Origin of the sequence: Amycolatopsis methanolica 239 (assembly GCF_000739085.1) — a bacterium.
GTDB lineage: Bacteria > Actinomycetota > Actinomycetes > Mycobacteriales > Pseudonocardiaceae > Amycolatopsis_E > Amycolatopsis_E methanolica.
Genome location: NZ_CP009110.1, coordinates 2,730,979 through 2,754,849 on the forward strand (window position 1 = coordinate 2,730,979; position 23,871 = coordinate 2,754,849).

Consider the following 23,871-nt stretch of genomic DNA (forward strand, 5'->3'; position numbering starts at 1 on the left):
CCCGTCCGCGCCGCCTCCCGCGATCGCCGTGGGGCACGATCACCTCGTGAACGGTGCGACGCTGCAGACCGGGCCGGTGCTGGCCGTCGTCCTCACCGCGCTCGTCGCGGTGGGCGCCCTCGCGGTGTGGCTCGGCCGGCTCGGGCCCGGGTGGGCGGTCGCCACGGCGGCCGGCCGCGCGGTAGTCCAGCTGGGCGCGGTGTCGCTGCTGATCACCGCCGTGCTCCGGTCCGGCTGGCTGACCGGGCTGTTCGTGCTGCTCATGTTCACCGTCGCCGCGGTCACCTCGGCCCGCCGCGTCGGGCTCCCGCTGCGCCGCGTGCCGTGGATCGCCGTCGCGCTGGCGTGCGGTGTCCTCCCGGTGCTCGCGCTGGTGCTCGGGTCGGGTGTGGTGCCGCTGGAGCCGATCGCGGTGGTGCCGATCGCCGGGATCGTCATCGGCGGCGCCATGAGCGCGACGTCCCAGGCCGCCCGCCGCGCCCTCGACGAGCTGGCCACGCGGCACGGCGAGTACGAAGCCGCCCTCGCGCTCGGTTTCCTGCCGCGGGCGGCCGCGCTGGAGATCTGCCGTCCCAGCGCCGGGCAGGCGCTGATCCCCGCGCTCGACCAGACCCGCACGGTCGGCCTGGTGACCCTGCCCGGCGCCTACGTCGGCGTGCTGCTCGGCGGGGCCAGCCCGGTGCAGGCCGGGGTCACGCAGGTGCTGGTCCTGATCGGGCTGCTGGCGGCCGAGGCGATCGCCGTGCTCGTGGTGGTCCAGCTCGTGGCGGCGGGACTCGTCGATCGCGGTTAGCGTGGGGCCATGACTGTTGCGGACTTGGTGATCGACGGGTTCGGCCGCATCCAGGAGGTCGTGCACGAGGCCGTCGGCGGGCTGACCGAGGACCAGCTGGCCGAGCGCCTCGACGCGGACGCCAACTCGATCGCGTGGCTGGTCTGGCACCTCACGCGCGTGCAGGACGACCACATCGCGGACCTGGCCGGCACGCCGCAGGTGTGGACCGAGCGGGGGTGGCACGAGCGGTTCGGGCTGCCGTTCCGTCCGGGGGCGACGGGCTACGGGCACCGCTCCAAGGACGTGGCCGCGGTGCGCGCGGAGGCCAAACTGCTCACCGGCTACCACGGCGCGGTGCACGACTCGACGGTCGCGTGGCTGGGCTCGCTGCGCGAGGACCGGCTGGACGACGTGGTCGACGAGGCGTGGGACCCGCCGGTGACCCTCGGGGTCCGGCTGGTCAGCATCCTGTCCGACGACCTCCAGCACGCCGGGCAGGCCGCGTTCATCCGCGGCGTCCTGGAGCGGCGTTAGGGCGGTGGGAACTCGGCCGCGACCTCGGCGGCGTCGTCCATCGTCGCGGGGTCCGGCCGACCGCCGCCGGGAGCGGCCTCGGCGATGACGACGAGCGGGCCGTCGTGCCGGGACCCGTAGTACTGCCCCGTGAACTCGACGCCGGCGAGGCCGAGCGCGCCGGCCGCGAGGGGCTCGACGTTGCCCGTGCCGTCTGTGTCGGCCAGCTCCTTGAGGTCGGCCGCGGTGCCCGCGCTGGGCATGCGGACCCACGCGATCGACACGACGACGGTGTTGCCGCGCGTGTCCCCGATCGCGAGGAGGAGCCGGTCCAGCTTGCGGCACGGGTGCGTCCGGAAGAACTGCCGGACCTGGCCGTAGGAGTGGGCGCCGCAGGTCGTCGCGGCGTGAGCGGCCTGCCGCAGCTGGCGCAGGCCCGTGCGGTTCCAGGCTTCGCCGCGCTGTCCCTTGCGGGCGGCGTCCTTGCCCGCCGTCTTGCCGTGGGCGGAGGTGACGGAACCGCCGGTGACGCCGCCGCCCGTGGTCATTCCGGCGCCGCCCGCTGCCAGCGCACCCACCGCCACGGCCGCGACCATCGCCTTGCCGCCCTTCTTGGGGCGGTCCTCCCCGAAGGGGCGCTTCTTGCCGTTGATCGTGCGGACCATGGCCGGAATAGTCGCCGTTTCACCCCATTGGTTTCATCGGTTGCGGCGAAATCGCTCGAACGGCCCAGTCCCGAATTCTGGCGAGATTTCAAATGCCCCCAGTATTCCGGGAAGAACAGCTGGTCGTGACTGACAAAACCGGCACTGTCCGAAAAGGACAATGCGGCAACGGAGGGTGTTCTCGCCGTTTCATCCGAACAGGACCCCGGGTCGCTCACCTGGCCGTTGCCGCCACCCGATCACCGGTGGCACCGTCGAAGACATGCAGGCCTTCAACTCTGCCCGAGTTCTACGTCCCCCATCCGGCCAGGCTCAACCCGAACTTGGAGGGCACCCGCGCGCACAGCATGGACTGGGCGCGCCGCATGGGGATGCTCGACGCGGCCAAACCCGGCGGGGGCGTGGTGTGGACCGAGGCGGCGCTGGCCGAGATGGACTACGCCCTCATGTGCGCCTGCACGCACCCGGACTGCGAGGGCCCGGCCCTCGACCTGATCACCGACTGGTACGTCTGGGTGTTCTTCTTCGACGAGCACTTCCTCGAACAGTTCAAGTACTCCCGCGACATGGCGGGCGCGAAGGAGTACCTGGACCGTCTCGAGCTGTTCATGACCGCGCCCGGCCAGGAGCCGCCGGAGCCGGCGGCGGTTCACCCTGAGCACCCACAACCTGATGGGCGAGTCGATGTGGGAACTGGCGATCATCGACCTGGGCCGCGTCGCCAACCCCATCGAGTACATCCAGGTGCGGCGGCGGGTCGGCGGGGCGCCGTGGTCGGCGAACCTGGTCGAGTACGCCGTGCGGGCCGAGGTGCCGGACCGGCTGTCGGCGACGCGGCCCGTCGAGGTCCTGTCCGACACGTTCGCCGACGCCGTCCACCTGCGCAACGACCTGTTCTCCTACCAGCGCGAGGTGCAGGAGGAGGGCGAGAACTCCAACGCCGTGCTGGTGCTCGAACGGTTCCTCGGCTGTTCCGCCCAGGAGGCGGCCGAGCTGGTCAACGACCTGCTGACGTCCCGGCTGCAGCAGTTCGAGGACACCGCCCTGGTCGACGTGCCCGCGCTGCTGGCCGAGCACGCGGCCCTGCCGCACGAGCAGATCGCCGTCGGGGCCTACGTCAAGGGACTGCAGGACTGGCAGTCCGGCGGTCACGAGTGGCACGCGCGCTCCAGCCGCTACATGAACGAGGGCGCGGCCGGCGGCGGCTCCAGCCGGCTCACGGCCGGGCCGGTCCTGCGCACCCGCACCCAGCAGCGTGACCACCGCCGGGAAGTAGTCGTCGCCGTAGGTGCCCCACGCCAGCCACGCCGTGGACAGGTGCAGCTCGTCCGGATCGGCGTCCGCGTGGATCATCGACGCGCAGTGCGCCAGGTCGATCCCGCGCAGCCGGTCCTCGTCCCACACCCCGCCGGCCTCCAGTGTTCGGCGCGGGCCGCAACGTGCCCGCCGCGAAGGTGACCAACGACCGGCTGTCGCTGTTCATGCCGCTGGACGCGGGGGAGACGCGGAGCCGCTGACCCCGCTGGAGCGCGGCCTGCAGGACCTGTGGCGGCGCGCGGCGAGCCCGCTGAGCGGCGACGCGCGGCGGGTGTTCCGGAAGGCAGTCGAGGACATGACCGCGAGCTGGGGGTGGGAGCTGGCCAACCAGGCGCGGAACCGCATCCCGGACCCGATCGACTACGTCGAGACGCGGCGGCGCACGTTCGGCTCGGACATGACGATGAGCCTGGCCAGGATCACGCACCTGACCGAGGTGCCATCGGAGCTGTTCGGCACGAGGACGCTGCGTGAGCTGGAGACCGCGGCGCAGGACTACGCGTGCTTCGCGAACGACCTGTTCTCCTACCAGAAGGAGATCGAGTTCGAGGGCGAGCTGCACAACATGGTGCTGGTCGTGGAACACTTCCTCGGCCTGGACCGGCTCGCGGCGCGGGACGTGGTGAACGACCTGATGATGGCGCGGATGCAGCAGTTCGAGCACATCCTCGCCACGGACCTGCCACAGCTCTTCGAGGACGCCGAACTGGACCAACCGGCCCGCGACGCGTTCCTCCGCCACGCCGACGAGCTGAAGGACTGGATGTCCGGCATCCTCGAGTGGCACCGCCAGTGCGTGCGCTACACCGAGCCGGAGCTGAAGCGCCTGATCACCCCCGCGGCGCCGGCGTTCCCCGCCGGCCTCGGCATGTCGGCCCGCCGGCTGGCCGACCGCTTCCGGGGCGCCTCGGCCTGAGGAACCGCGCGGCCCGGGGCGCGGGTGCTCGCCCGCCATCGTGGTGCGCGCCTGGGTGGCGTTCGTTGCGTGGCGGGGTGGCCGCTTGTGCGGCGCCGCGCGGCGCCGCGGCTAGGCTGCGCGCGGTCGATGCTCGGGCCGCGGCGCTGCTTGCCAGCCGCTTTCGGTCCACGCCCTGGCTCCCTTCGGAGCCGGGCACCTGGCGGGCAGCGGCGAGCATCCGTCCGGGCGAGCTCCGCGCCGAGCAGCAACACCCACCAGGAAATCACCCGCGCCCGGCGGCTTCCTTCGCGCCTCGCACGGCCAGTTTGTCCGCTCGTTCGTTCTCGGGGTGTCCGGCGTGCCCCTTGACCCAATGCCACTGCACCTCGTGGGCGCCGATCGCCGCGTCGAGGCGTTGCCACAGGTCCGCGTTCTTCACCGGCTCGCGGCTCGCCGTCTGCCAGCCGTTCGTCTTCCACCGCGGCATCCACTGCGTCACGCCGTTGCGGACGTAGCTCGAGTCCGTGTACACCCGCACCACCGAGGGCCGCGTCAGCGCCTCCAGCGCGCGGATCGGCGCCATCAGCTCCATGCGGTTGTTCGTCGTCGTGCCGGGTTCGCCGCCGTAGAGCTCCTTCTCGTGCCGCCCGTAGCGCAGCACCGCGCCCCAGCCGCCCGGCCCGGGGTTCCCGCTGCACGCGCCGTCGGTGTAGATGTCCACGACCGGCCCGTCCTCCTGCACGCGCGGAAGCGTAGCAGCGGCAACGAATCGTTCATCCCACGGCCACACCGGATCAAGTAACTTCCGCGCCCCGGCCGCGACTCCAGGAGGAGGCCCTCCGGACTCACCTGCGGGAGTGGATCATGCGTTATCGGCCCATCGGCAGCGATCCCCTGGACGGGCGGCTCGGCCGCTACATCCCGGACGACTGGCGCCACCTGGAGAACTACCCGATCACGGCCCTGCCGGAGGTGGACCGCCCCAGCGCCGTGCCCGTGGTGATCGGCGTCAACTGGTACGAGGCGTTCGACGAGCCGGTGCGCGACGAGCGGTCCGGCGAGTTCTTCATCGGCCACCGGGGCGACCTCGGCCGGATCCGCGGCGGGCACTGCGTCTGCCTGGAACACGGCGGCGACCCGGACACCGACGACTGGTACCGCTTCTACGACCAGGGCCACGAGGGCGCCTGCGTCGGTTTCGGCTGGTCGCGCTGCATGACCCTGCTGAACAAGGGCCTGTACGCCGCGCGCTGGCTGTGGGACCGCGCCAAGGAACGCGACGAGTGGCCGCAGACCAACCCCGGCGACGACGAGGGCACCTCCGTCCGCGCCGCCGCTGAAGTGCTCGTCGCCGCAGGTCACGTCGACTGGCGGGCGGACTTCGCCGGGGACGACTCGGGCGAGCGCGCCGGGTACGAGCCGGACGTGGCGGACGGGATCCTCGCCTTCCGCTGGGCGACCTCCGCCGCGGACGTGCACCAGGTGCTCGCCAACTCGCGCGCCGACGAGCTGAACGCCGTGCCGATCCTCAACTCGTGGGGCGACAACTACCCGCACCGGGTGTGGCTGCCCGACGAAGTTCTCGAGCGGCTCATCGGTGAGGACGGCGAAGTCGCGATCCCCACGGACCGCTGACATGACGTCCTACCCGGACCGCGACGCCGTCGAAAAGCGCGTGCACGAGCGCGAGGACGAACGCCTGCGCAAGATCGCCATCCTGGCCGAGCCGTTCGGGCTCGCGAAGGCCGACGACCCCGGCCGGGTCGCCACCCGCATCGACCGGCTGAGCCGGACCCGCCCGGACGTCCGCCCGGTCGACCCGGTGGCGATCGCGGAGGGGGAGGAGGACGCGCTGCGCGACGCGGGCACCGTGCTGGAGCGGATCATCCGCACCGACGACCTGCTCGGCGTCGGCTACCTCGAAGGCGGGGTGCGCGCGGCGAAGGCGGTGGGCCGCATCTCTATCCGCGACGACCGCGGCCGCCTGCGCGGCTACGGCACCGGATCGCTGGTATCGCCGGAGCTGCTGCTCACCAACCACCACGTCCTCGCCGACGCCGCGACCGCCGCGTGCAGCGTCGTCGAGTTCGACTACCAGGACGGCGCCGACGGCCTGCCGCTGCCGGTGCGGCTGCTCGCGCTGGACCCGGTGCGGTTCTTCGCGGCCGACCCGGGCCTGGACTTCGCGCTCGTCGCGGTCCGGGCCACCGCCGCGGAGCTGGCGCCGTTCGGGTTCAACCGGCTCGTCGAGGCCGAGGGCAAGGCGATCGTCGGCGACTTCGTGACGATCGTGCAGCACCCGAACGGCGAGCGGAAGCAGATCGCGTTGCGGGAGAACAGGATCGTCGACGTGCTGGAGCGTTTCCTGCACTACGAGACCGACACCGAACCGGGCTCCTCGGGCTCGCCGGTCTTCAACGACCAGTGGGAGATCGTGGCGTTGCACCACGCCAGCGTCCCCGCGCCGGAGAAGGGCGAACTCGGCGGCGTCGTCAACGAGGGGGTGCGCGTCAGCCGCCTGCTGGCGGGCCTGCGCGCCCGCACGTTCCCGCCCGAGCAGCAGGCCCTGCTGGCCGGTGTGTTCGGCGAGCCCTCGCCGGTGGTCGCCGCCCCCGTCACCGAGGCCATCCGCATCGACCCGGACTACGGCAACCGGGCCGGTTACGACCCGGATTTCCTGGCCGGGCACCGGGTTCCGCTGCCCGAGCTGTCACCGGACCTGATGCCGCTGGCGGCGGTGAACCGGCAGGCCACGAGCGAGCCGAAGCACGTGCTGCCCTACCACCACTTCAGCGCGGTGCTGAACAAGCTGCGCCGGCTCGCGTTCTTCACCGCGGTCAACATCGACGGCGCGACGAGCGTCCGCCTGCGCCGTGAGAAGGACAAGTGGTCGCTGGACCCGCGGGTGCCGGAGGAGGAGCAGACCGGTGAGCCGGTCTACGCGGACAACCCGCTCGACCGCGGGCACCTCGTGCGCCGGCTCGACCCGGCGTGGGGGCCGTCGCGGGAAGCGGCGAAGTCGGCCAACGACGACACCTTCCACTTCATCAACTGCACGCCGCAGCACGAGGACTTCAACCAGAACCGCACGACGTGGGCTGGGCTGGAGGACTACGTACTGGAGAACGCCGACAACCGGGACCTGCGGGTCAGCGTCGTCACCGGCCCGGTGTTCGCCGCCGACGACGACCAGTACCGGGGAGTGCAGCTGCCGCGGCAGTTCTTCAAGGTGGTGGCGATGGTCCGGCAGGACGGCAGCCTCTCGGCCACCGGCTACCTGCTCAGCCAGGAACAGTTGCTGCAGGGCCTGGAGGTCGCGGCCGCCGAGTTCTCCTACGGCGCCTACCGCACGTTCCAGGTGCCGGTCCGGCGCATCGCGGAGCTGACCGGGCTGTCGTTCGGCCCGCTCGGCGACGCGGATCCGCTGGGGCAGCAGGAATCGGCGACGACCGCGAAGGAGGTCGGCGGGCCGGCGGACCTGGTCCTCTAGGGCGTCACGCCCGCGGCGTCACCAGGGCGCCCGCCCGGCGTTCTGCTCCGCGACGTGCCGCAGCACGATGTCCTCGGCGGGCTCGTTGGCGGCGGGCAGGCTGTGCAGCATCCCCGCCGCGCGCAGCGCGCGTTCCACCGGGCGGGCGCCGGTGCCGGTGACCCGCAGGGCGGCGCCGCGGCGCGCGGCGGCCTGCTGGGTCTCCACGAGCACCGTCAGCCCGGCCGTGCCGAGGAAGGTGACCTCGGACAGGTCCAGCACCAGCAGGGTCACCGGGCCGCGGAAGCGGTGACCGATGGCCTGGGACAGCTCGGGGGCGGCGGCCAGGTCGACGTCGCCGCCGACCTGGACGAGGAGGGTGTGCGGCGCGGGCTGGGAGACCTCGACCGTGAACGCGCCGGCGTCCGGGGGCTGGATCGATCGCGGAACCGGGATGGCCCCCTGCGCGACCGGGGCGGGGCGGGTTTCCGGAGGAGCCATGAGCACGGCCTCCACACTGCGCGGCAAGCGCCTGTCGGACTACGTCATGACGGCTACCTGCTCAACCGCAGGCCCGATGCTACCCCCCGGGACACCACTTCTTCCAGGCGCCAGGTCAGCGGCCCGCGAGCTGGGCGGCCGCGGCGTGCAGGCCGGTCAGCGCGGCCTCCTCGCCCAGGCGGCCGGGGACGAACAGCACGCACGCGCTCGCCACCCGCCCGGCCCGCAGCGCGACGGGCACCGCGAGCGCGCCGATGCCGGGCGCGCCACGGGTGATCGGGTGGTAGACGCCCCGCCGGTAGGACACCGGGCCGGCCGCGGCCGGTGGTTCGACGGTGACCAGCGTGAGCGCCTCCTCGCCGTGGGGGACGGCGAGGAACGCGACGGTCCCGGTGGCCTCGGCGACCGGCGTGAGCGCGGAGTGCGCCAGCGACTGCGGGTCCGAGCGCACGGCCGAGGCGACGGTGAGCACGGCCAGGCCCACCTCGTAGCGGCCCGCCGGGTCGCGCTGCAGGTACCCGTGCGCCTCCAGCGTGCACAGGACGCGGTAGGCGATCGACCGGTGCAGGCCGGTGACCTCGGCGATCGTCGCCGTCGTGCACGGGGCGTGCTCGGCGACGGCCTCGAGCACGGCAAGCCCCCGTTCGAGTGTTTGCAGGCCCGCGCCGCCGACGACCCTGCCTTCTGCCATGCCGCCCTCGTACTGTTCTCTCGTGCCGACCGGCCCTTCGACGAGCTGGCGGCCGGACCGCTGCTCAACACGGTCGCCCACCACCACCCGCTGCTGGAGCGCGAGCGGGCGCTCGGCGTGTACCACTGGCCCGCGGCGGAGTTCGGATACCGGGCACACCACCACTGGATCGGCGGCCTCCGCTTCACCGGCTGGTTCACCCACCCGTCGTGCGCCGTCGATCACCGCGTCTACCTGCCGGGGCTGGCCGAGGACCTGGCCGCGCGCGGCGGGCACGTCGAGGTGCGCGAGGTCGGCCCGCGAGACCTGGCCGCGCTGGGCCGGCGGCACGACCTGCTCGTCGTCGCGTCCGGCCGCGGCGCGCTGAGCGGCCTGTTCCCGCGCCGCCCCGAGCACAGCCCGCACGACGCGCCACGGCGGCTGGTGTGCGCCGGCCTGTACACCGGCATCGCGCCGGCGGAACCGGCCGCGGTCACCATCGGCGTCGCGCCGGGGCAGGGCGAGCTGCTGGAGATCCCGCTGCTGTCCCGGCACGGCCGGGTGACCGCTCTGTTGTTCGAGAACGTGCCGGGCGGCGACCTCGCGGTCCTGAACGAGCTGACCCGGCGGAGGACCCGGCGCTGTTCCGCAAGACGGTCGTGGAGAAGCCGCACGAGTACCACCCGGCGACGGCCGAGCGCGTGCTTGGCGACTTCGCCCTCACCGACCCACGCGACCTGCTGCAGGGCGCGGTCACGCCCGCGGTGCGGGAGGACTTCCTGCCGCTCGGCGACGACAGGTTCGCCCTCGCGCTCGGCGACGCCCACGTGGTGGTGGACCCGGTGATGGGGCAGGGCGCGAACATCGCCGCCTACAGCGCGGCCGTGGTCGCCGCGGAGATCGCTGCCGAAACCGTCTACGACGAGGTGTTCTGCCGCCGGGTCGCGCGGGCGCGCGAGGAGGTTCCGCTGGGCGCGTCGGCGTGGACGAACCTGGTGCTGGACCCGCCGCCGTGGCGGCTTCGCCCACCCGGACCGGCAGTGGCGCGTGCTGGCCACCCGGCGGCGAGAGCCTCGACTACTGGCGGCACGTCCACTCCGGCGCGGCCGCTGGAGGCGGCCGCGCCGGAGCCGTCGTTCCGCGGCGAGGTGCGCATCGACCGCCTGGGCTCGACTCCGGTGTCCAGAGTGGACGCGGGCCTGCACCGCGTCCGCCGTACGAAAGCGATGATCAACGCGAGCGAGCGCGGCTACTACGAGCTGGGCCTGCAGGTGCGCGGCAGCTGCCTGCTCGTGCAGGACGGCGGCGAGGCGCTGCTCGGGCCCGGTGACCTCGCGCTGTACGACACCGACCGGCCCTACACGCTGGCCTTCGGTGAGCCGACCTCGATGGCGGTGTTCATGTTCCCGCGCGAGCGGCTGCGCCTCGGCGCCGGGGAGCGCGGCAGGTCCTGGGGCAGCCCATCCGCGGCGACGACGAGCCGGGTTCGCTGCTGTCGCCGCTGTTCCGGCGGCTGGTGCACCGGCTGGGTGGCGCCACGTCGCCGAGACCGCTGGCCGACGCCGTGCTGGACCTGCTGGCCGCGCTGCTGACCGAACAGGCGGGTGCCGCGCCGGTTTCGCTCGTCCTGTAGGCCCAGTCCTACATCGACACGCATCTGTCCGATCCGGACCTGTGCCCGGATTCGGTGGCCGCCGCGCTGCCCATCTCCACCCGGTACCTGCAGAAGCTGTTCGCCGAGCAGGGCACCGGCGTCGCCGCCACCGGCGGAGGCGTCTTCGAGACCGTCGACTCGGCCACGGCGCGGCCCATCGGCACGGCCGCCGACGCGCGGCAGGCCGATGTGGACAGTGCCGTCGCCGCCGCCCGCGCCGCGTTCGAACCGTGGCGCCGCCTCAGCCCCGCCGCCCGCGCGCGCATCCTGTGGCGCGTCGGCGACCTGATCGACGAGCACACCGACGAGCCGGCCGCGCTGGAGACGCGCGACCAGGGCAGCCGATCGGCATCGCGCGGAACGTGTCGGTCGCCGCGGCCGCCGAGCACTTCCGCTACTACGCGGGCTGGGGCACCAAGATCTAGGGCGAGACCTCGCCGGTGTCGGTCCCGGACGTCCTCCAGTACACCCGCCGCGAGCCGGTCGGCGTGTGCGCGCTCATCACGCCGTGGAACTTCCCGCTGATGATCGCGTCCTGGAAGCTCGCCCCGGCGCTCGCGTGCGGCAACACCGTCATCGTCAAGCCCGCCGAGCAGACCCCGCTCACCACGCTGCGCCTCGCGCGGCTGATGGTCGACGCCGGTGTCCCGGCCGGCGTGCTCAACGTCCTCACCGGCGGCCCGGAGACCGGCCGCGCCCTGGTGGACCACCCGGACGTGGACAAGGTGTCGTTCACCGGCTCCACCGACGTCGGCCGCGAGATCGTCCGCGGCAGCGCGGGCAACCTCAAGCGGGTGTCGCTGGAACTGGGCGGCAAGGCGCCCGCCGTCGTCCTGCCCGACGCCGACCTGCCCGCCGCGGTGCAGGGCTGCCTGCAGGGCGCGCTGCTGAACTCCCGGCCAGGTGTGCGCGGCCTACACGCGGTTCTACGCGCACAGCTCCCTGGTCGGCGAGTTCGGCGAGCGGCTCGCGCGGGCCGTCGAGAAGATGGTCATCGGTCCGGGCCTGGACCCCACGACCCAGCTGGGCCCGCTCGTCTCGGCCGAACACCTGTCCGCTGTGGACACTGCCGTGCGCAAGGCCGCGGCCGAGGGCGCCCGCATCGCCACCGGCGGCGAAACCACCGGCAGCGACGGCTACTTCTACCGTCGACCGTCCTCACCGGGGTCACCGACGAGATGGCCGTCGCCCGCGACGAGATCTTCGGCCCGGTACTGGCGGTGCTGCCGTTCGACGACACCGACGAGGTCGTGCACCGCGCCAACGACACCGAATGCGGCCTCGCCGCGTCGGTGTGGACCCGCGACGTCAGCGCCGCGCACCGCCTCGCCGACGCCATCCGCGCCGGCACCGTCTTCATCACCATGCCCGACCCGGTCGACGCCGCGGCGCAGGGGGGCGGGTTCAAGTCCAGCGGGTGGGGCCGCGAGATGGGCAGGCACGCCATCGAGCTGTACACCGAGATCAAGGGCGTCTGGACCCACCTGTGAGGAAAGGAGCGACCATGCCGGACATCGGCATCATCGGCGCCGGGATCGCCGGCCTGCAACTGGGACTGCTGCTGCGCAAGCACGACGTCCCGGTGACGATCTACACCGACAAGACCGCGGCCCAGCTGGCAGGCGCTGCTCAACAGCGTCGCCCACCACGCGCCGACGCTGAAGCGCGAACGCGAGCTGGGCATCGACTTCTGGCCGGTGGCAGGAGTACGGCTACTCCTGCCACCACCACTACGTCCGCGGGCCGGAGCCGATGTCCTGGCGCGGCGACTTCGCCGAATGGTCCAGCGCCATCGACTACCGCCTCTACCTGCCCAAGCTCACCGAGGCGTTCGAGGAGCGCGGCGGGCGGCTGGAGGTTCGGACGCTGCAGGCCGAGGACATCGAGCCGATCGCCGACCGGCACGACCTGCTCGTCGTCGCGGCCGGACGGGGCGCGTTCGCCGCGTTGTTCCCGCGCCGCCCGGAGCTGAGCCCGTACGACGGGCCGCAGCGGGTCCTCTCCGTCGGCCTCTACCACGGCATCACGTACTCCGAGCCGAAGGGCGTCACCATCAGCGCCTCGCCCGGCCACGGCGAACTGCTGGAAATCCCATGTACGGCAAGGACGGGTTCACCACCGCGCTGCTGTTCAGACGTTCGAACGCGTCGACCCGGCGAGCTTCGCGCTGACCGGCCCGCTGGACATCCTGCAGGGCGCGCTGACCCCGACCGTGCGGCAGGACTACGCGAAGCTGCCGAACGGCAAGTTCGCGCTGGCGATCGGCGACGTGCACACCGTGGTCGACCCGGTCGTCGGGCAGGGCGCGAACTCGGCGTCGCACTCCGCGTGGGTGACCGGGCAGGCGATCCTGGAGCACTACGGGTTCGACGAGCTGTTCTGCCAGGACGTGGCCGCGCGCCGCGCCGACGTCCTGCCGGGCGCGGCGAACTGGACCAACCTGATGATCGGCCCGCCGCCGGAGCACCTGCTGCGCCTGTTCGGCGCGATGCACGCGGACAAGGCGATCGCCGACGAGTTCACCAACAACTTCGACTACCCCGACCGGCAGTGGCGCATCCTCGCCACCGCCGAGCGCACCAACGAGTTCCTGGCCCGCCACGCGAAGGCCTGCGGAAGGGAGCCATCCACATGTACCGGCTGACCGTGTTTTACCCGCCGCCGGCGGACCCGGAGCACTTCAAGCAGTGCTACGTCATCACGCACCTGCCGCTCGCGGCGCAGCTGCTCGGCCTGCGGGCCATGCGGTACAGCTTCGACGTGGCCGCGATGGGCGGGGAGAGCCCGTATTTCGCGATCTGGGAGGGCGAATTCGACTCGGCGGAGGCGATGGCCGCGGCGATGTCGTCGGAGCAGGGTCAGGCCGTGGCCGGGGACGTGCCGAACTACGCGACGGGCGGGGCGCAGATCCTGCACTACACGCCCGTCGAAGGCTCGTGACCGCGGGCGTGGCGACCGACCCGCGCCGGTTCGCCACCGGGGTCACGGTGATCACGACGAGGACCGCCGAGGGGCACGTGCACGGCATGACCGCGAACGGGTTCCTGCCGGTGTCGCTGAACCCGCCGCTGATCCTGGTGTCGCTCGGCGCGTGCACGATGGCGCGGCACCTCGAGGCGGGCGACCGGTACGCGGTGACCGTGCTGTCCGCGGAGCAGGAGGAGGTGTCCCGCCACTTCGGCGGGCGCCCGTCGCTGTCCGTGGAGTTCGCGTCGGCGGGCGCGTACGACTTCGTCCCCGGCGGTCTGGCGTTCATCGGCTGCCGGATCGTGGACCGGCACCCGGCCGGGGACCACACGCTGTACCTCGGGGAGGTCGAGCACCTGGCCTACCGGGACGGCGCACCGCTGCTCTTCTACACCGGCTCCTGCCGCACGCTGCACGCCGGCCTGACGGAGGACGTGTTCTTCTACTGATCGAGCCAGGTGTAGCGCCAGGTGCTACACCTGGCGACATCCGGTAGCGGCACCAGGCGGGTGTCCTCGACACGTGTGTGTACCTCGATCTGGCGGAACTCGATCCGGCCGAGCTCGATTCGAGCGGCCTGCCCGACTTCCCGGAGCTCACCGCGATCATCTTGGCCGAGTTGCACCAGGGTGTCGCGATGGCGCGGAACCCGTCCGATCGCGCGGTGCGGTCGGAGCAGGTCGGCACCGCCGCGGAGTCCCCGCAGGCTCGATCTCATGATCGCCGCCATCGCGTCGGTTCGCGGGCTGCCGCTCTGCACCCGCGATCCCGGTGATTTCGCTGGGCTGGAGGGGATGGTGGAGATCGTTTCCGTCCAGGAGCGACCTCCACCACCGGTGATCACCAGCCCCGCTCGCGCCACTCCGCCAGCTTCGGCCGCTCCGCGCCGAGCGTCGAGTCGTCGCCGTGGCCCGGGTAGAACCACGTCTCGTCCGGCAGCCGGCCGAACACCCGCGTCTCCACGTCGCCCAGCAGGGACTGGAAGTCCTCCGGCGAGTTCGTCTTCCCGACGCCGCCGGGGAACAGCGAATCGCCCGTGAAGAGGTGCGTGCTGCCGTCCGCGTCGCGGTACAACAACGCGATCGAGCCCGGAGTGTGCCCCCTCAGGTGAATCACCTCGAGTGCGCAGTCACCCACCGTGAGGGTGTCGCCGTCCTCGACCAGGAAGTCCGGGGGGACCGGCAGCACCGAAGCGTCCAACGGGTGAGCCGCCGTGTTCGCTCCGTACGCGCCCGCCACCGCGCCCAGCGCCTGCCAGTGGTCGGCGTGCTGGTGGGTCGTCACGATCGTGCGCAGCGCGGGACGGTCCGGCCCGTGACCGATGAGGTCCGAGATCCGCTCCGGGTCCGCCGCGGCGTCGATCAGCAGCGCCTCGTTCTGCCGGCGGCAAACCAGCAGGTAAGCATTGTTGTCCATGGGGCCGACCGACAGCTTGGTGATGGCCAGCCGGTCCAGCACCCGCCGGGCCGCGTCCCCGCCCGGCTCCACGTGGCCGGTGTAGTCCTCTACGACGTTCACGCTGCCAACCGTAGTCGCCGCGCCACATCGTGTTCCACCCGTTCAGGTTGGTCTCGGATCGGTAACGTAGGCTCCGGTGCGTCCCCGAACCCGATCTTGCGAGACGCCCCGAGACGTGCCGAGCTTCCTCCCCGAAAACCCCCGCACCAGCACCCGCCGCATCAGCTGGGACGCCGTCCGCGTCCTGGCGGTCCTGTCCGTGGTGCTCGGTCACATCACCCACCAGGGCCCGCTGGCCCACACCGAGCTGGACGACTACCCGGTCAAGGTCACCGCCCAGTTCGGCGCCGCGATCCTGATGGTCGTCTCCGCGTTCTTCGTCTGCCAGACCGTCCGGCGCGGCGACAGCGGGCGGTGGATGTGGAAGAAGGCCGCCCGGCTCGTCCCGCCGTACCTGGTCGCGGTGCTGCTGACCTACTTCGTGATGCGCTGGGCGGACGCCTCCTTCAACGGCCAGGAGTTCGGCAGCCACTGGTGGGACAAGCTGTTCGGCCCCACCACCGACGGCCTCGCGTGGGCGAGCTCCTGGTACGTGCCGGTCGGCTGGGACCTCCTCGTCAACCTGACCATGATCCAGGGCTGGCACCAGGGGTTCATCTGGCTCGACGGCTCCTACTGGACGCTGCCCGTCCAGCTGATGGTCTTCGCCGGCGCCGCGCTGCTGTGGTCGCGCACCCCCTGGTTCCGCTCGCCGCACGCGGCGCGGCACGCGAAGCTGCTCGCCTGGGCGATGGTCGTCGTCCCGCTCGTCCTCCGGTTCTGGGTGTTCGGCGTCACGAACACCTCGCCGTGGGCGTTCGCCGTCGTCTTCGGGTTCGGGCTGCACCGGCTGCACGCGTTCGCCGCCGGCGTCGCGGTGTGGCTCTGGTCGCGCGACCGGTTGTCCACGCCGCACCTGGCGCTGCTGCTCGCCGCCGTCGTCGCCGCGCAGGACCTGCACCTCTACCCGTTCCACGTGGCGTTGCCCACGGACCCGTCGCGGCTGCCCTCCATCATCGGGTTCGCGCTCGTGCTCGTCCTGGTGTGCGCCGCGGCGAAGGGCCCGGACTGGACGTTCCTGTGGCCGCTGGCGCCGGTCATCGGCTGGTTCGCCGGAATTTCCTACGGCGTGTACCTGTTGCACCAGGAGCTGGGTTACATCCTCGCCAAGGCGCTGCAACTCGCGGGACTGCCGGGCTGGGGGCGGCTGCCGCTCGTGCTGGGGGCGGCGATCGGCGCCGGATGGCTGCTCACGAAGTTCGTCGAACGGCCGGCCCACCGCTGGCTGACCACGCCGCGCGGCGCCACCGCGCCGCCGCCCCGGAGGGCTCCGGACGACCTCGTCCGCGACGAGCCGACCGGTCCGGCTCCGGTTTCTGTCGGTGGGTCGTCCTAGCATGGATGCGGCTGGCTGATCCGGCCGTCACATTCCAGGGAAGGGACCTCATCCGTGGCTGATCGCCTCGTTGTTCGCGGTGCGCGCGAGCACAACCTCCGCGGCGTCGACCTCGACCTGCCCCGGGACAGCCTGATCGTGTTCACCGGCCTGTCCGGGTCGGGCAAGTCGAGCCTGGCCTTCGACACGATCTTCGCCGAGGGGCAGCGGCGGTACGTGGAGTCGCTGTCGGCCTACGCCCGGCAGTTCCTGGGGCAGATGGACAAGCCGGACGTCGACTTCATCGAGGGCCTGTCGCCCGCGGTGTCGATCGACCAGAAGTCCACCTCGCGCAACCCGCGCTCCACCGTGGGCACCATCACCGAGGTCTACGACTACCTCCGGCTCCTCTACGCGCGCGCGGGCAAGCCGCACTGCCCGCAGTGCGGGGAGCCGATCAGCAAGCAGACCCCGCAGCAGATCGTCGACCAGGTGCTGGCCATGGAGCAGGGCACCCGGTTCCAGGTGCTCGCGCCGGTCGTGCGCGGCCGCAAGGGCGAGTACCTCGACCTGTTCAGCAACCTCCAGCAGCAGGGCTACTCGCGGGCGCGCATCGACGGGCAGGTGTACCAGCTCACCGACCCGCCGAAGCTGAAGAAGCAGGAGAAGCACCACATCGGCGTCGTGGTCGACCGGCTGACGGTCAAGTCCTCGGCGAAGCAGCGGCTGACCGACTCGGTCGAGACCGCGCTGCGCCTGGCGGACGGCCTGGTCGAGCTGGAGTTCGTCGACCTGCCGGAGGGCGACCCGCACCGCATCCGCGGGTTCTCCGAGAACCTCGCCTGCCCGAACGGCCACCCGCTGGCCATTGAGGACCTCGAGCCGCGCTCGTTCTCGTTCAACTCGCCCTACGGCGCGTGCCCGGAGTGCACCGGCATCGGCATCCGCAAGGAGGTCGACCCGGAGCTGGTGGTGCCCGACGACGAGCTGTCGCTGGCCGACGGCGCGATCGCGCCGTGGTCGGGCGGGCAGAGCGCCGAGTACTTCCAGCGGCTGCTGGAGTCGCTGTCGGAGACCATCGGCTTCCGCATGGACACGCCGTGGCGCAAGCTGCCCGCGAAGGCGCAGAAGGCGGTCCTGCACGGCGTCGACGAGCAGGTCCACGTCCGCTACCGCAACCGCTACGGCCGCCAGCGCAGCTACTACGCGAGCTTCGAGGGCGTCATCCCGTTCCTGGAGCGGCGGCTGGACCAGACCGAGTCCGAGTACATGCGCGAGCGGTACGAGGGCTACATGCGCGAGGTGCCGTGCCCGGCGTGCCAGGGCAGCAGGCTCAAGCCGGAGATCCTCGCGGTCACCCTGGAGCACGCCGAGCGCGGCGAGCGGTCCATCGCCGAGGTGTGCGCCCTGTCCATCGAGGAGGCCTCGGAGTTCCTCGACGGCCTCAAGCTGGGGCAGCGCGAGGCGATGATCGCCGGCGCGGTGCTGAAGGAGATCCAGGCGCGGCTGCGCTTCCTGCTCGACGTCGGCCTCAACTACCTGTCGCTGGACCGGGCGTCGGCCACGCTGTCCGGTGGTGAGGCCCAGCGCATCCGGCTCGCCACCCAGATCGGGTCCGGCCTGGTGGGCGTGCTGTACGTGCTGGACGAGCCGTCGATCGGCCTGCACCAGCGCGACAACCGCCGCCTGATTGACACGCTGACGAGGCTGCGCGACCTGGGCAACACGCTGATCGTCGTCGAGCACGACGAGGACACGATCCGCGCCAGCGACTGGGTGGTCGACATCGGCCCGGGCGCGGGCGAGCACGGCGGGCACATCGTCCACAGCGGACCGTTCGCGAAGCTGCTGAAGAACAAGAAGTCGCTGACCGGCCAGTACCTGTCCGGGCAGGAGGTCATCCCGGTGCCGGCGATCCGGCGGCCGGCGAACAAGAAGCGGCAGCTGACCGTGGTCGGCGCGCGGGAGCACAACCTGCGCGGCGTGGACGTGTCGTTCCCGCTGGGCTGCCTGGTGTCGGTCACCGGCGTGTCCGGGTCGGGCAAGTCGACGCTGGTCAACGACATCCTCGCGACGGTGCTGGCGAACAAGCTCAACGGCGCCCGCCAGGTGCCGGGACGGCACACCCGCGTGCGGGGACTGGACCACGTGGACAAGCTGGTGCGCGTCGACCAGTCGCCGATCGGACGCACGCCGCGGTCCAACCCGGCGACGTACACGGGTGTGTGGGACCACGTGCGCAAGCTGTTCGCGGCCACCACCGAGGCGAAGGTGCGCGGCTACCAGCCGGGCCGGTTCTCGTTCAACGTCAAGGGCGGACGCTGCGAGGCGTGCGCGGGCGACGGCACGATCAAGATCGAGATGAACTTCCTGCCCGACGTGTACGTGCCGTGCGAGGTCTGCAAGGGCGCCCGGTACAACCGCGAGACGCTCGAGGTGCACTACAAGGGCAAGACGGTCTCCGACGTCCTCGACATGCCGATCGAGGAGGCCGCCGAGTTCTTCGAGCCGATCAAGGCGATCCACCGGCACCTGCAGACGCTGGTCGACGTGGGCCTCGGCTACGTCCGGCTGGGCCAGCCCGCGCCGACGCTGTCCGGCGGCGAGGCGCAGCGCGTGAAGCTCGCGTCCGAGCTGCAGAAGCGCTCGACCGGCAAGACGGTGTACATCCTCGACGAGCCGACCACCGGCCTGCACTTCGAGGACATCCGCAAGCTGCTCGGCGTCATCAACGGCCTGGTGGACAAGGGCAACAGCGTGATCGTGATCGAGCACAACCTCGACGTGATCAAGACTTCCGACTGGGTCATCGACCTGGGCCCGGAAGGCGGCTCCGGCGGAGGCACCGTCGTCGCCGAGGGCACGCCCGAGCACGTGGCCACGGTCGAGGGCAGCTACACGGGCAAGTTCCTGCAGGAACTGCTGAACTGACCCTGGCGCACCGCGCGGCCGGCGAGCCGCGCGGCGCGTTCCCGGCCGCGTCCGGACAGTGCGGTGCGGGTGGCGCACCGGCCTCCGAACCAGGGCGGCCCGGCCTCTCCGCCGCGCTCCCACGCGAGGTGGGCGAGGTGCCTGGCGAGCCCTCCGAGCGGATCGTCGCCTCCGCGACGATCACCACCCGCCACCGAAAGTTCGGGCGTGCGCTGGCGGAGCAGGCCCTCGGGTGGCGCTGGCGGACCAGGCCGCCGCGGCCGTGTCACTGCGCCGCGTGCTCGCGGGCAGCCTTCGGGCGAGTGCGGCGACCTGGCTCGGCATCGCGCCTCGGGCGCCCGCCGGTTGGCGCTCCGGACCCGTCGGGTTCCCGCGCCGACCGAGCGTGCCGGAGCGGTGAACCGTGAAGCGCGCCCTCTCGTGTCATGGGGTGCCCCGGTCGCCGTGCCGGGCTCGCACCGCGGGAGGTGCCCGATGACCCGCCTGCTCATCGCCGTGATCGTGGCGGCGTTCGTGTCCGCGTGCGGCCCGTCCGCGCCGGAGCACGCGCCCGCCGACCTGCGCGTCGCCTTCGTCAGCGGGCTCGGGGACGTCGTCGCCGACAGCCAGGGCCGCACGCTCTACCGCTTCGACCTGGACAGCGCGTCTCCACCGGCGACCAACTGCGCCGGCCCCTGCGCGACCCTGTGGCCGCCGGCAGCGGCCGGTGCCGCCGGGCCCACCACCGACGGGATCGACGGCGGGCTAGACGAGTAATGCGTATCTCGGTTAGTGGTCGTAGGCGGTCAGTGATCGGGTGATGGGTTGGCCGGTGGCGCGGTTGTGCCAGATGGCGGCGGTGAGGGCCAGGAGGCGTTGGGCGACGCGGGTTCCGACGCCTTCGATGGTGCGTCCGCCGTGCTGTTCGAGGTCGAGTTGGCCTTTGAGGGTGTCGTTGACTGACTCGATGAGCTGGCGGATGGACTTGAGCAGCGGCTCGCCGGGATGGGGCCGGCGGTTGCGGTAGGACGGTCGGATCAGCCGGACCCCGCGCTCGGTGAGGTAGTGGTCGAGTTCGCGGGAGACGTAGCCCTTGTCGGCGATGATCAGCAGGCCGGGGCGGTCGGTGAGCAGGTGGGGTTCGTGGTCGCAGATCGCCATGAGTACCTGCCGCTCGTCGATCTTCGGGTCCGCCAGCGCCCAGGCCACCGGGAGTCCGGCAGGGGTGCAGACCAGATGCAGCCGCAGTCCCCAGAACCAGCGGGAGTGTGAGCGGCAGAAGCCGTACTTGGCCCAGCCGGCCAGCTCTGAGCGCTTGACCGTCGGTCGGGACCGGCCGCACTCCACCGGGGTGGAGTCGACGATCCAGGTGGTGTCGGTCCACAGGTCGGTATCGGCCGCCAGCCAGCGCATCACGTGCTTGATCAGTGGCAGCGCAGCGCGCAGGCGACGGTTGTAGCCGGACTGGCCGGGCAGGTAGCGGAACGCGCCGGGCATCCGGGCGGGCAGGAACCGCAGCCAGCGGGCCTCGGAGGTGAACCCCAGCAACGCCTGGGCGACGGCCAGCGTGACCAGCTCAGCGTCGGTCAGCTTCGGCGGTCTGCCCATCCGCCGCCTGCCCGCGAGATGGTCGTCGATCTTGACGTAGAGTGCGGTGAGAAGGGTGTTCAGGTCGGTCGTCACAAACTGATCTTGGACACCCTTCACCTCACTCCGGGCATCACCCCGACTTACGCATTACTCGTCTAGCCGGGGTTCTCGTCCGCCCGGACGGCGTCCGGCAGCTCACGCTCGGCGGCTGGCCGCTGTACCGTTACGTCAACGACACCGCACCCGGCCAGGTCAACGGCCAGGGCGTCGACGGCACCTGGTTCGTGATCGCCCCGTCCGGGGTGAAGGTGACCGGCACCCCCGCCGACGGCGCGTCCGGTTATTGATCTCGGCGGATACTCGGTGCCATGCGGGTCAACGACTACCACTTCCGGGACACCTGGCTGCTCTCCGCGCCCGTGCGCACCGTGTTCGACGCGGTCACCGACGTCGCCGGGTATCCGCTCTGGTGGCCGGACGTGCGTGAGGTCACCCGCCTCGACGACGACACCGCCCAGCTCGTCTGCCGCGCCGCGCTGCCGTACGTGCTCGTCATCCGCATGCGCCGCGCCGAGCAGGATCCGGACCGCGGCCGCCTGCGCGTCCACCTGACCGGCGACCTCGAAGGCTCACTCGCGGCGGTCGTCCTCGGCAGGCCTGGCGGCACCCGGCTGGAGATCACCCAGCGGGTCCTCGCCACGAAACCGCTGTTGCGCACCCTCTCCCCGCTGGCGCGGCCGGTGTTCCGCGCCAACCACGCCCTGATGATGCGGCGTGGCAGGCGCGGACTCCAGCACCACCTCAGCGCAGCGGGTGCGCGCTGAAGAACCGGAGGATCACCGGCGTCGCGTCGATCACCGACGGGACGTCCGAATCCGGGTTGGGGGCGGTGCTCGGCCAGTCGTGGCCCAGGCCCTCGACCCGGTAGTGCACGACGTCCGCGTCACAGGACCGCCACCGCTCGACCCGCACCCCGTCCCCGAGATCACGCACCACGGGCTCCGCGGCACAACCGTCAAGCGACGCCCAGCCCGCCAGCCAGTCCGGAATGGACGGCAACCCGCGCGCCGGATCGCCGGCGTAGGGGATGGTCGCGTCCGCGGTGCCGTGGAAGTCCAGCACCGGCGCCGGCCGCGACGGGTGGCACTCGCCGCCCTGCGGGTAGAACGCCCCGGACACCGGCGCGAACGCCGCGATCCGCCCGCTAAGCCGGCAGGCCAGCACCCCGGTGAACCCGCCGCCGTTGGACTTGCCCGCCGCGAACACGCGCCGCGGGTCGACGCACAGTTCGCGCTGCACCTGGTTCAGCAGGTCGCTGGTGAACAGCACGTCGTCCGCGGCGGCCGAGTACGGCGCGCCCGTCCACGCGCTCTCCCCGTCGGTCCCGGTCAGACCCTGCGGGTAGACCGCGATCACCGACCGGCCGGAGAAGCCGGACAGCTCCTCCTGGTACTCGGCGGTGCGGCCGTGGCCGTGGAAGGACAGGACCAGCGGATCCGGCCGGTCGGGCCGGTAGTCCGCCGGAACGTGCAGCAGGTAGCTGCGCGTGAGCCCGCCCGAGGTGACGGTGCGGGTCACGCTCTGTCCCGCCGGCACGGGTGCGGGGTGGCCGCAGCCGGCGGACGGCACGGGGAAATCGACGATCCCCGACGCGGTGGCGGCCGGAGCGGCCAGGAGGGTGCCGGTGATCGCGGCCGCCACCGCGATCACCAGCCGCCGGGCGCGCATCAGACGCCGGCCTTCACCGGCTCCCGCTCCGGCTCGGCCGCCGGGTGGTCGTCCACCAGCGTGGTCTCGTTGAACGGGTCCTGCCCGGACAGCACCCGCTGGGCCCGCGACCGGTCGAACTCCTTGGTCCAGGACCCGATGACGACCGTCGCCACGGCGTTGCCCGCGAAGTTGGTTACCGCGCGCGCCTCCGACATGAACCGGTCGATGCCGAGGATGAACCCGACGCCGCCGACCAGGTCCGGCCGGTGCGACTGCAGCCCGCCCGCCAGGGTCGCCAGGCCCGCGCCGCTCACGCCGGCCGCGCCCTTCGACGCGATGATCATGAACACCAGCAGGGAGATCTGCTCGCCCACGGACAGCGGGCTGCCCTGCGCGGTGGCGATGAACAGCGTCGCCATCGTCAGGTAGATCGCGGTGCCGTCCAGGTTGAACGAGTACCCGGTCGGCACCGTGATGCCGACGACCGGCTTGGACACGCCCAGGTGCTCCATCTTCGCGATCAGCCGCGGCAGCGCCGACTCCGACGACGACGTCGACACGATCAGGATGAACTCGCGGGCGAGGTAGCGCAGCAGGCTGAAGATGTTGATCCGCGCGCCCAGCCACAGGATCGCGCCGAGCACGATCGCCACGAACAACGCGCACGTGACGTAGAACCCGATCATCACCACCGCGAGGCTCTTCAGCGCGTTCCACCCGGTCGCGCCCACCACCGCAGCGATCGCGCCGAACGCACCCACCGGCGCGGCCCACATGATCATCGACAGGATGCGGAACACGAGCTTCTGGATGTGCTCGATGCCGCGCAGGATCGGCTTGCCCGCCTCACCCATCTTCTGCAGCGCGAAGCCGGCGAGCAGCGCGACCAGTAGCGTCTGCAGCACCGAACCCTCGGTGAACGACGACACCAGCGAGGTCGGGATGATGCCGAGCACGAAGTCGGTCGTGCCCTCGCTGCCCTTGCTGGCCTGTTCCTGCGCCTTCGCGATCGACGACGGGTCCAGGTGCAGGCCGCTGCCCGGGTGCAGCAGGTTGCCCACGATCAGGCCGATGGCCAGCGCGAACGTGGACATCACCAGGAAGTAGCCGATGGCCATCAGGCCGACCTTGCCGACCTTCGCGGCCTTGGCGACCGACCCGATGCCGAGCACGATCGTGCAGAAGATGATGGGGGAGATCATCATCTTGATCAGGTTCACGAAGCCGGTGCCGAGCCAGGCCAGGCTCTTGCCGAAGTCGGGGAACAGGATCCCGACCGCGACACCGAGGACGACCGCGGCGATGACCGCGAGGTAGAGGTAGTGCATCCGGTCGCGGCGCGGCTTCGCGCCAGCCGGTG

General features: G+C 71.9%; 26 protein-coding genes and 3 pseudogenes. 20 read left to right on the top strand and 9 right to left on the bottom strand.

Features of this window, described 5'->3' with window-relative positions:
- The first annotated feature begins 46 nt into the window (after positions 1-46).
- A complete protein-coding gene (locus AMETH_RS13130; protein ID WP_017981944.1) occupies positions 47-793 on the top strand; it encodes an ABC transporter permease in 747 nt (248 codons plus the stop codon).
- A 9-nt stretch (positions 794-802) separates the two neighbouring features.
- Positions 803-1,309 carry a mycothiol transferase gene (locus tag AMETH_RS13135; RefSeq protein WP_026153067.1) on the top strand — a complete coding sequence of 169 codons (507 nt, stop codon included), beginning with the start codon at positions 803-805 and terminating at the stop codon, positions 1,307-1,309.
- On the opposite strand, the gene AMETH_RS13140 is transcribed toward AMETH_RS13135, so the two are convergent.
- Positions 1,306-1,953 carry a hypothetical protein gene (locus tag AMETH_RS13140; protein ID WP_017981946.1) on the bottom strand — a complete coding sequence of 216 codons (648 nt, stop codon included), beginning with the start codon at positions 1,951-1,953 and terminating at the stop codon, positions 1,306-1,308. The genes AMETH_RS13135 and AMETH_RS13140 overlap by 4 nt on opposite strands.
- A gap of 672 nt (positions 1,954-2,625) precedes the next feature.
- Between AMETH_RS13140 and AMETH_RS42900 the strand changes: the two genes are divergently transcribed.
- Both AMETH_RS42900 and AMETH_RS42905 read left to right on the top strand, forming a co-directional pair.
- Entirely contained in the window at positions 2,626-3,411 is a 786-nt protein-coding gene (locus tag AMETH_RS42900) for a terpene synthase family protein (protein WP_017981948.1), read from the top strand.
- Between the two features lie 85 nt (positions 3,412-3,496).
- Complete coding sequence (locus tag AMETH_RS42905; RefSeq protein WP_323806988.1) at positions 3,497-4,186, top strand: terpene synthase family protein; 690 nt, start codon at positions 3,497-3,499, stop codon at positions 4,184-4,186.
- A gap of 265 nt (positions 4,187-4,451) precedes the next feature.
- Here the strand turns inward: AMETH_RS42905 and rnhA are convergent, their stop codons facing one another.
- Positions 4,452-4,910 carry a ribonuclease HI gene (gene rnhA, locus AMETH_RS13155; protein WP_026153069.1) on the bottom strand — a complete coding sequence of 153 codons (459 nt, stop codon included), beginning with the start codon at positions 4,908-4,910 and terminating at the stop codon, positions 4,452-4,454.
- A gap of 122 nt (positions 4,911-5,032) precedes the next feature.
- On the opposite strand from rnhA, the gene AMETH_RS13160 reads away from it, so the two are divergent.
- The gene (locus AMETH_RS13160; protein ID WP_017981951.1) at positions 5,033-5,803 is read left to right on the top strand and encodes a hypothetical protein; all 771 of its coding nucleotides are present in this window, start codon (positions 5,033-5,035) and stop codon (positions 5,801-5,803) included.
- 1 nt (position 5,804) lies between these two features.
- Positions 5,805-7,658: a DNA/RNA non-specific endonuclease gene (locus AMETH_RS13165; protein WP_017981952.1), complete on the top strand. Its 1,854-nt coding sequence runs from the start codon at positions 5,805-5,807 to the stop codon at positions 7,656-7,658.
- Positions 7,659-7,676: 18 nt separating this feature from the next.
- Here the strand turns inward: AMETH_RS13165 and AMETH_RS13170 are convergent, their stop codons facing one another.
- Entirely contained in the window at positions 7,677-8,138 is a 462-nt protein-coding gene (locus AMETH_RS13170; RefSeq protein WP_223843142.1) for an STAS domain-containing protein, read from the bottom strand.
- A 115-nt stretch (positions 8,139-8,253) separates the two neighbouring features.
- Positions 8,254-8,829, bottom strand: a complete 576-nt coding sequence (locus tag AMETH_RS13175; protein WP_026153070.1) for a helix-turn-helix domain-containing protein — start codon at positions 8,827-8,829, stop codon at positions 8,254-8,256.
- Between AMETH_RS13175 and AMETH_RS40075 the strand changes: the two genes are divergently transcribed.
- The 9 genes and pseudogenes from AMETH_RS40075 (at position 8,791) to AMETH_RS13205 (ending at position 13,878) form a co-directional block, all read left to right on the top strand.
- Positions 8,791-9,654 (top strand): styrene monooxygenase/indole monooxygenase family protein, encoded by an 864-nt coding sequence (locus AMETH_RS40075; protein ID WP_051079396.1) that lies wholly within the window; start codon positions 8,791-8,793, stop codon positions 9,652-9,654. The two genes, AMETH_RS13175 and AMETH_RS40075, sit on opposite strands and share 39 nt — an antisense overlap.
- A complete protein-coding gene (locus tag AMETH_RS13185; RefSeq protein ID WP_223843205.1) occupies positions 9,654-10,400 on the top strand; it encodes a cupin domain-containing protein in 747 nt (248 codons plus the stop codon). The genes AMETH_RS40075 and AMETH_RS13185 overlap by 1 nt, the downstream gene beginning before the upstream one ends.
- A 95-nt stretch (positions 10,401-10,495) precedes the next feature.
- Complete coding sequence (locus AMETH_RS42055) at positions 10,496-10,987, top strand: aldehyde dehydrogenase family protein (RefSeq protein WP_323806950.1); 492 nt, start codon at positions 10,496-10,498, stop codon at positions 10,985-10,987.
- Positions 10,951-11,298: pseudogene (locus AMETH_RS42545) on the top strand (aldehyde dehydrogenase family protein); the annotation flags it as partial. The gene AMETH_RS42055 and the pseudogene AMETH_RS42545, both read left to right, overlap by 37 nt.
- A gap of 67 nt (positions 11,299-11,365) precedes the next feature.
- Positions 11,366-11,952: pseudogene (locus tag AMETH_RS42550) on the top strand (aldehyde dehydrogenase family protein).
- Between the two features lie 262 nt (positions 11,953-12,214).
- Positions 12,215-12,517, top strand: a pseudogene (locus AMETH_RS40080) (styrene monooxygenase/indole monooxygenase family protein); the annotation flags it as partial.
- A gap of 157 nt (positions 12,518-12,674) precedes the next feature.
- Positions 12,675-13,106: a hypothetical protein gene (locus tag AMETH_RS40085; protein WP_017981956.1), complete on the top strand. Its 432-nt coding sequence runs from the start codon at positions 12,675-12,677 to the stop codon at positions 13,104-13,106.
- Positions 13,094-13,402 (top strand): EthD family reductase, encoded by a 309-nt coding sequence (locus AMETH_RS13200; RefSeq protein WP_017981957.1) that lies wholly within the window; start codon positions 13,094-13,096, stop codon positions 13,400-13,402. The genes AMETH_RS40085 and AMETH_RS13200 overlap by 13 nt, the downstream gene beginning before the upstream one ends.
- A complete protein-coding gene (locus AMETH_RS13205) occupies positions 13,399-13,878 on the top strand; it encodes a flavin reductase family protein (RefSeq protein ID WP_017981958.1) in 480 nt (159 codons plus the stop codon). Before AMETH_RS13200 ends, AMETH_RS13205 begins: the two co-directional genes overlap by 4 nt.
- Here AMETH_RS13205 and AMETH_RS37940 read toward each other — a convergent pair.
- Positions 13,872-14,189 carry a hypothetical protein gene (locus AMETH_RS37940; protein WP_020486694.1) on the bottom strand — a complete coding sequence of 106 codons (318 nt, stop codon included), beginning with the start codon at positions 14,187-14,189 and terminating at the stop codon, positions 13,872-13,874. The two genes, AMETH_RS13205 and AMETH_RS37940, sit on opposite strands and share 7 nt — an antisense overlap.
- A gap of 80 nt (positions 14,190-14,269) precedes the next feature.
- Entirely contained in the window at positions 14,270-14,947 is a 678-nt protein-coding gene (locus tag AMETH_RS13215; protein ID WP_017981960.1) for an MBL fold metallo-hydrolase, read from the bottom strand.
- A gap of 115 nt (positions 14,948-15,062) precedes the next feature.
- On the opposite strand from AMETH_RS13215, the gene AMETH_RS13220 reads away from it, so the two are divergent.
- The 3 genes from AMETH_RS13220 to AMETH_RS13230 all read left to right on the top strand — a co-directional run bounded on the left by AMETH_RS13220 (position 15,063) and on the right by AMETH_RS13230 (position 19,988).
- The gene (locus tag AMETH_RS13220) at positions 15,063-16,322 is read left to right on the top strand and encodes an acyltransferase family protein (RefSeq protein WP_017981961.1); all 1,260 of its coding nucleotides are present in this window, start codon (positions 15,063-15,065) and stop codon (positions 16,320-16,322) included.
- Positions 16,323-16,376: 54 nt separating this feature from the next.
- Positions 16,377-19,232 carry an excinuclease ABC subunit UvrA gene (gene uvrA, locus AMETH_RS13225; protein WP_017981962.1) on the top strand — a complete coding sequence of 952 codons (2,856 nt, stop codon included), beginning with the start codon at positions 16,377-16,379 and terminating at the stop codon, positions 19,230-19,232.
- Positions 19,233-19,706: 474 nt separating this feature from the next.
- On the top strand, positions 19,707-19,988 hold the full coding sequence (locus tag AMETH_RS13230; protein ID WP_017981963.1) for a hypothetical protein: 282 nt from the start codon (positions 19,707-19,709) through the stop codon (positions 19,986-19,988).
- A 12-nt stretch (positions 19,989-20,000) separates the two neighbouring features.
- Here AMETH_RS13230 and AMETH_RS13235 read toward each other — a convergent pair whose 3' ends face one another.
- Positions 20,001-20,894 (bottom strand): IS982 family transposase, encoded by an 894-nt coding sequence (locus AMETH_RS13235; RefSeq protein ID WP_017983093.1) that lies wholly within the window; start codon positions 20,892-20,894, stop codon positions 20,001-20,003.
- 53 nt (positions 20,895-20,947) lie between these two features.
- On the opposite strand from AMETH_RS13235, the gene AMETH_RS42555 reads away from it, so the two are divergent.
- Together AMETH_RS42555 and AMETH_RS13240 are read left to right on the top strand one after the other, a co-directional pair.
- A complete protein-coding gene (locus AMETH_RS42555; protein WP_081617699.1) occupies positions 20,948-21,148 on the top strand; it encodes a COG4315 family predicted lipoprotein in 201 nt (66 codons plus the stop codon).
- Positions 21,149-21,169: 21 nt separating this feature from the next.
- Positions 21,170-21,625, top strand: coding sequence for an SRPBCC family protein (locus tag AMETH_RS13240; RefSeq protein ID WP_017981966.1), 456 nt, complete (start codon positions 21,170-21,172; stop codon positions 21,623-21,625).
- Here the strand turns inward: AMETH_RS13240 and AMETH_RS13245 are convergent.
- Positions 21,603-22,529: a CE1 family esterase gene (locus AMETH_RS13245; protein ID WP_017981967.1), complete on the bottom strand. Its 927-nt coding sequence runs from the start codon at positions 22,527-22,529 to the stop codon at positions 21,603-21,605. The genes AMETH_RS13240 and AMETH_RS13245 overlap by 23 nt on opposite strands.
- Positions 22,529-23,839 (bottom strand): C4-dicarboxylate transporter DctA, encoded by a 1,311-nt coding sequence (locus AMETH_RS13250; RefSeq protein WP_017981968.1) that lies wholly within the window; start codon positions 23,837-23,839, stop codon positions 22,529-22,531. The genes AMETH_RS13245 and AMETH_RS13250 overlap by 1 nt, the downstream gene beginning before the upstream one ends.
- Between the last annotated feature and the right edge of the window lie 32 nt (positions 23,840-23,871).

Bases quoted from the DNA above. Each gene is read 5' to 3' on its own strand.
- AMETH_RS13170 (WP_223843142.1), bottom strand. From the start codon at position 8,138: ATGGCTCCTCCGGAAACCCGCCCCGCCCCGGTCGCGCAGGGGGCCATC.
- AMETH_RS13160 (WP_017981951.1), top strand. From the start codon at position 5,033: ATGCGTTATCGGCCCATCGGCAGCGATCCCCTGGACGGGCGGCTCGGC.
- AMETH_RS13250 (WP_017981968.1), bottom strand. From the start codon at position 23,839: ATGCACTACCTCTACCTCGCGGTCATCGCCGCGGTCGTCCTCGGTGTC.
- AMETH_RS13140 (WP_017981946.1), bottom strand. From the start codon at position 1,953: ATGGTCCGCACGATCAACGGCAAGAAGCGCCCCTTCGGGGAGGACCGC.
- AMETH_RS13175 (WP_026153070.1), bottom strand. From the start codon at position 8,829: ATGGCAGAAGGCAGGGTCGTCGGCGGCGCGGGCCTGCAAACACTCGAA.
- AMETH_RS13230 (WP_017981963.1), top strand. From the start codon at position 19,707: ATGACCCGCCTGCTCATCGCCGTGATCGTGGCGGCGTTCGTGTCCGCG.
- AMETH_RS13135 (WP_026153067.1), top strand. From the start codon at position 803: ATGACTGTTGCGGACTTGGTGATCGACGGGTTCGGCCGCATCCAGGAG.
- AMETH_RS13240 (WP_017981966.1), top strand. From the start codon at position 21,170: ATGCGGGTCAACGACTACCACTTCCGGGACACCTGGCTGCTCTCCGCG.
- AMETH_RS13200 (WP_017981957.1), top strand. From the start codon at position 13,094: ATGTACCGGCTGACCGTGTTTTACCCGCCGCCGGCGGACCCGGAGCAC.
- AMETH_RS13165 (WP_017981952.1), top strand. From the start codon at position 5,805: ATGACGTCCTACCCGGACCGCGACGCCGTCGAAAAGCGCGTGCACGAG.
- AMETH_RS13185 (WP_223843205.1), top strand. From the start codon at position 9,654: ATGGGGCAGGGCGCGAACATCGCCGCCTACAGCGCGGCCGTGGTCGCC.
- AMETH_RS13245 (WP_017981967.1), bottom strand. From the start codon at position 22,529: ATGCGCGCCCGGCGGCTGGTGATCGCGGTGGCGGCCGCGATCACCGGC.
- AMETH_RS42900 (WP_017981948.1), top strand. From the start codon at position 2,626: ATGGGCGAGTCGATGTGGGAACTGGCGATCATCGACCTGGGCCGCGTC.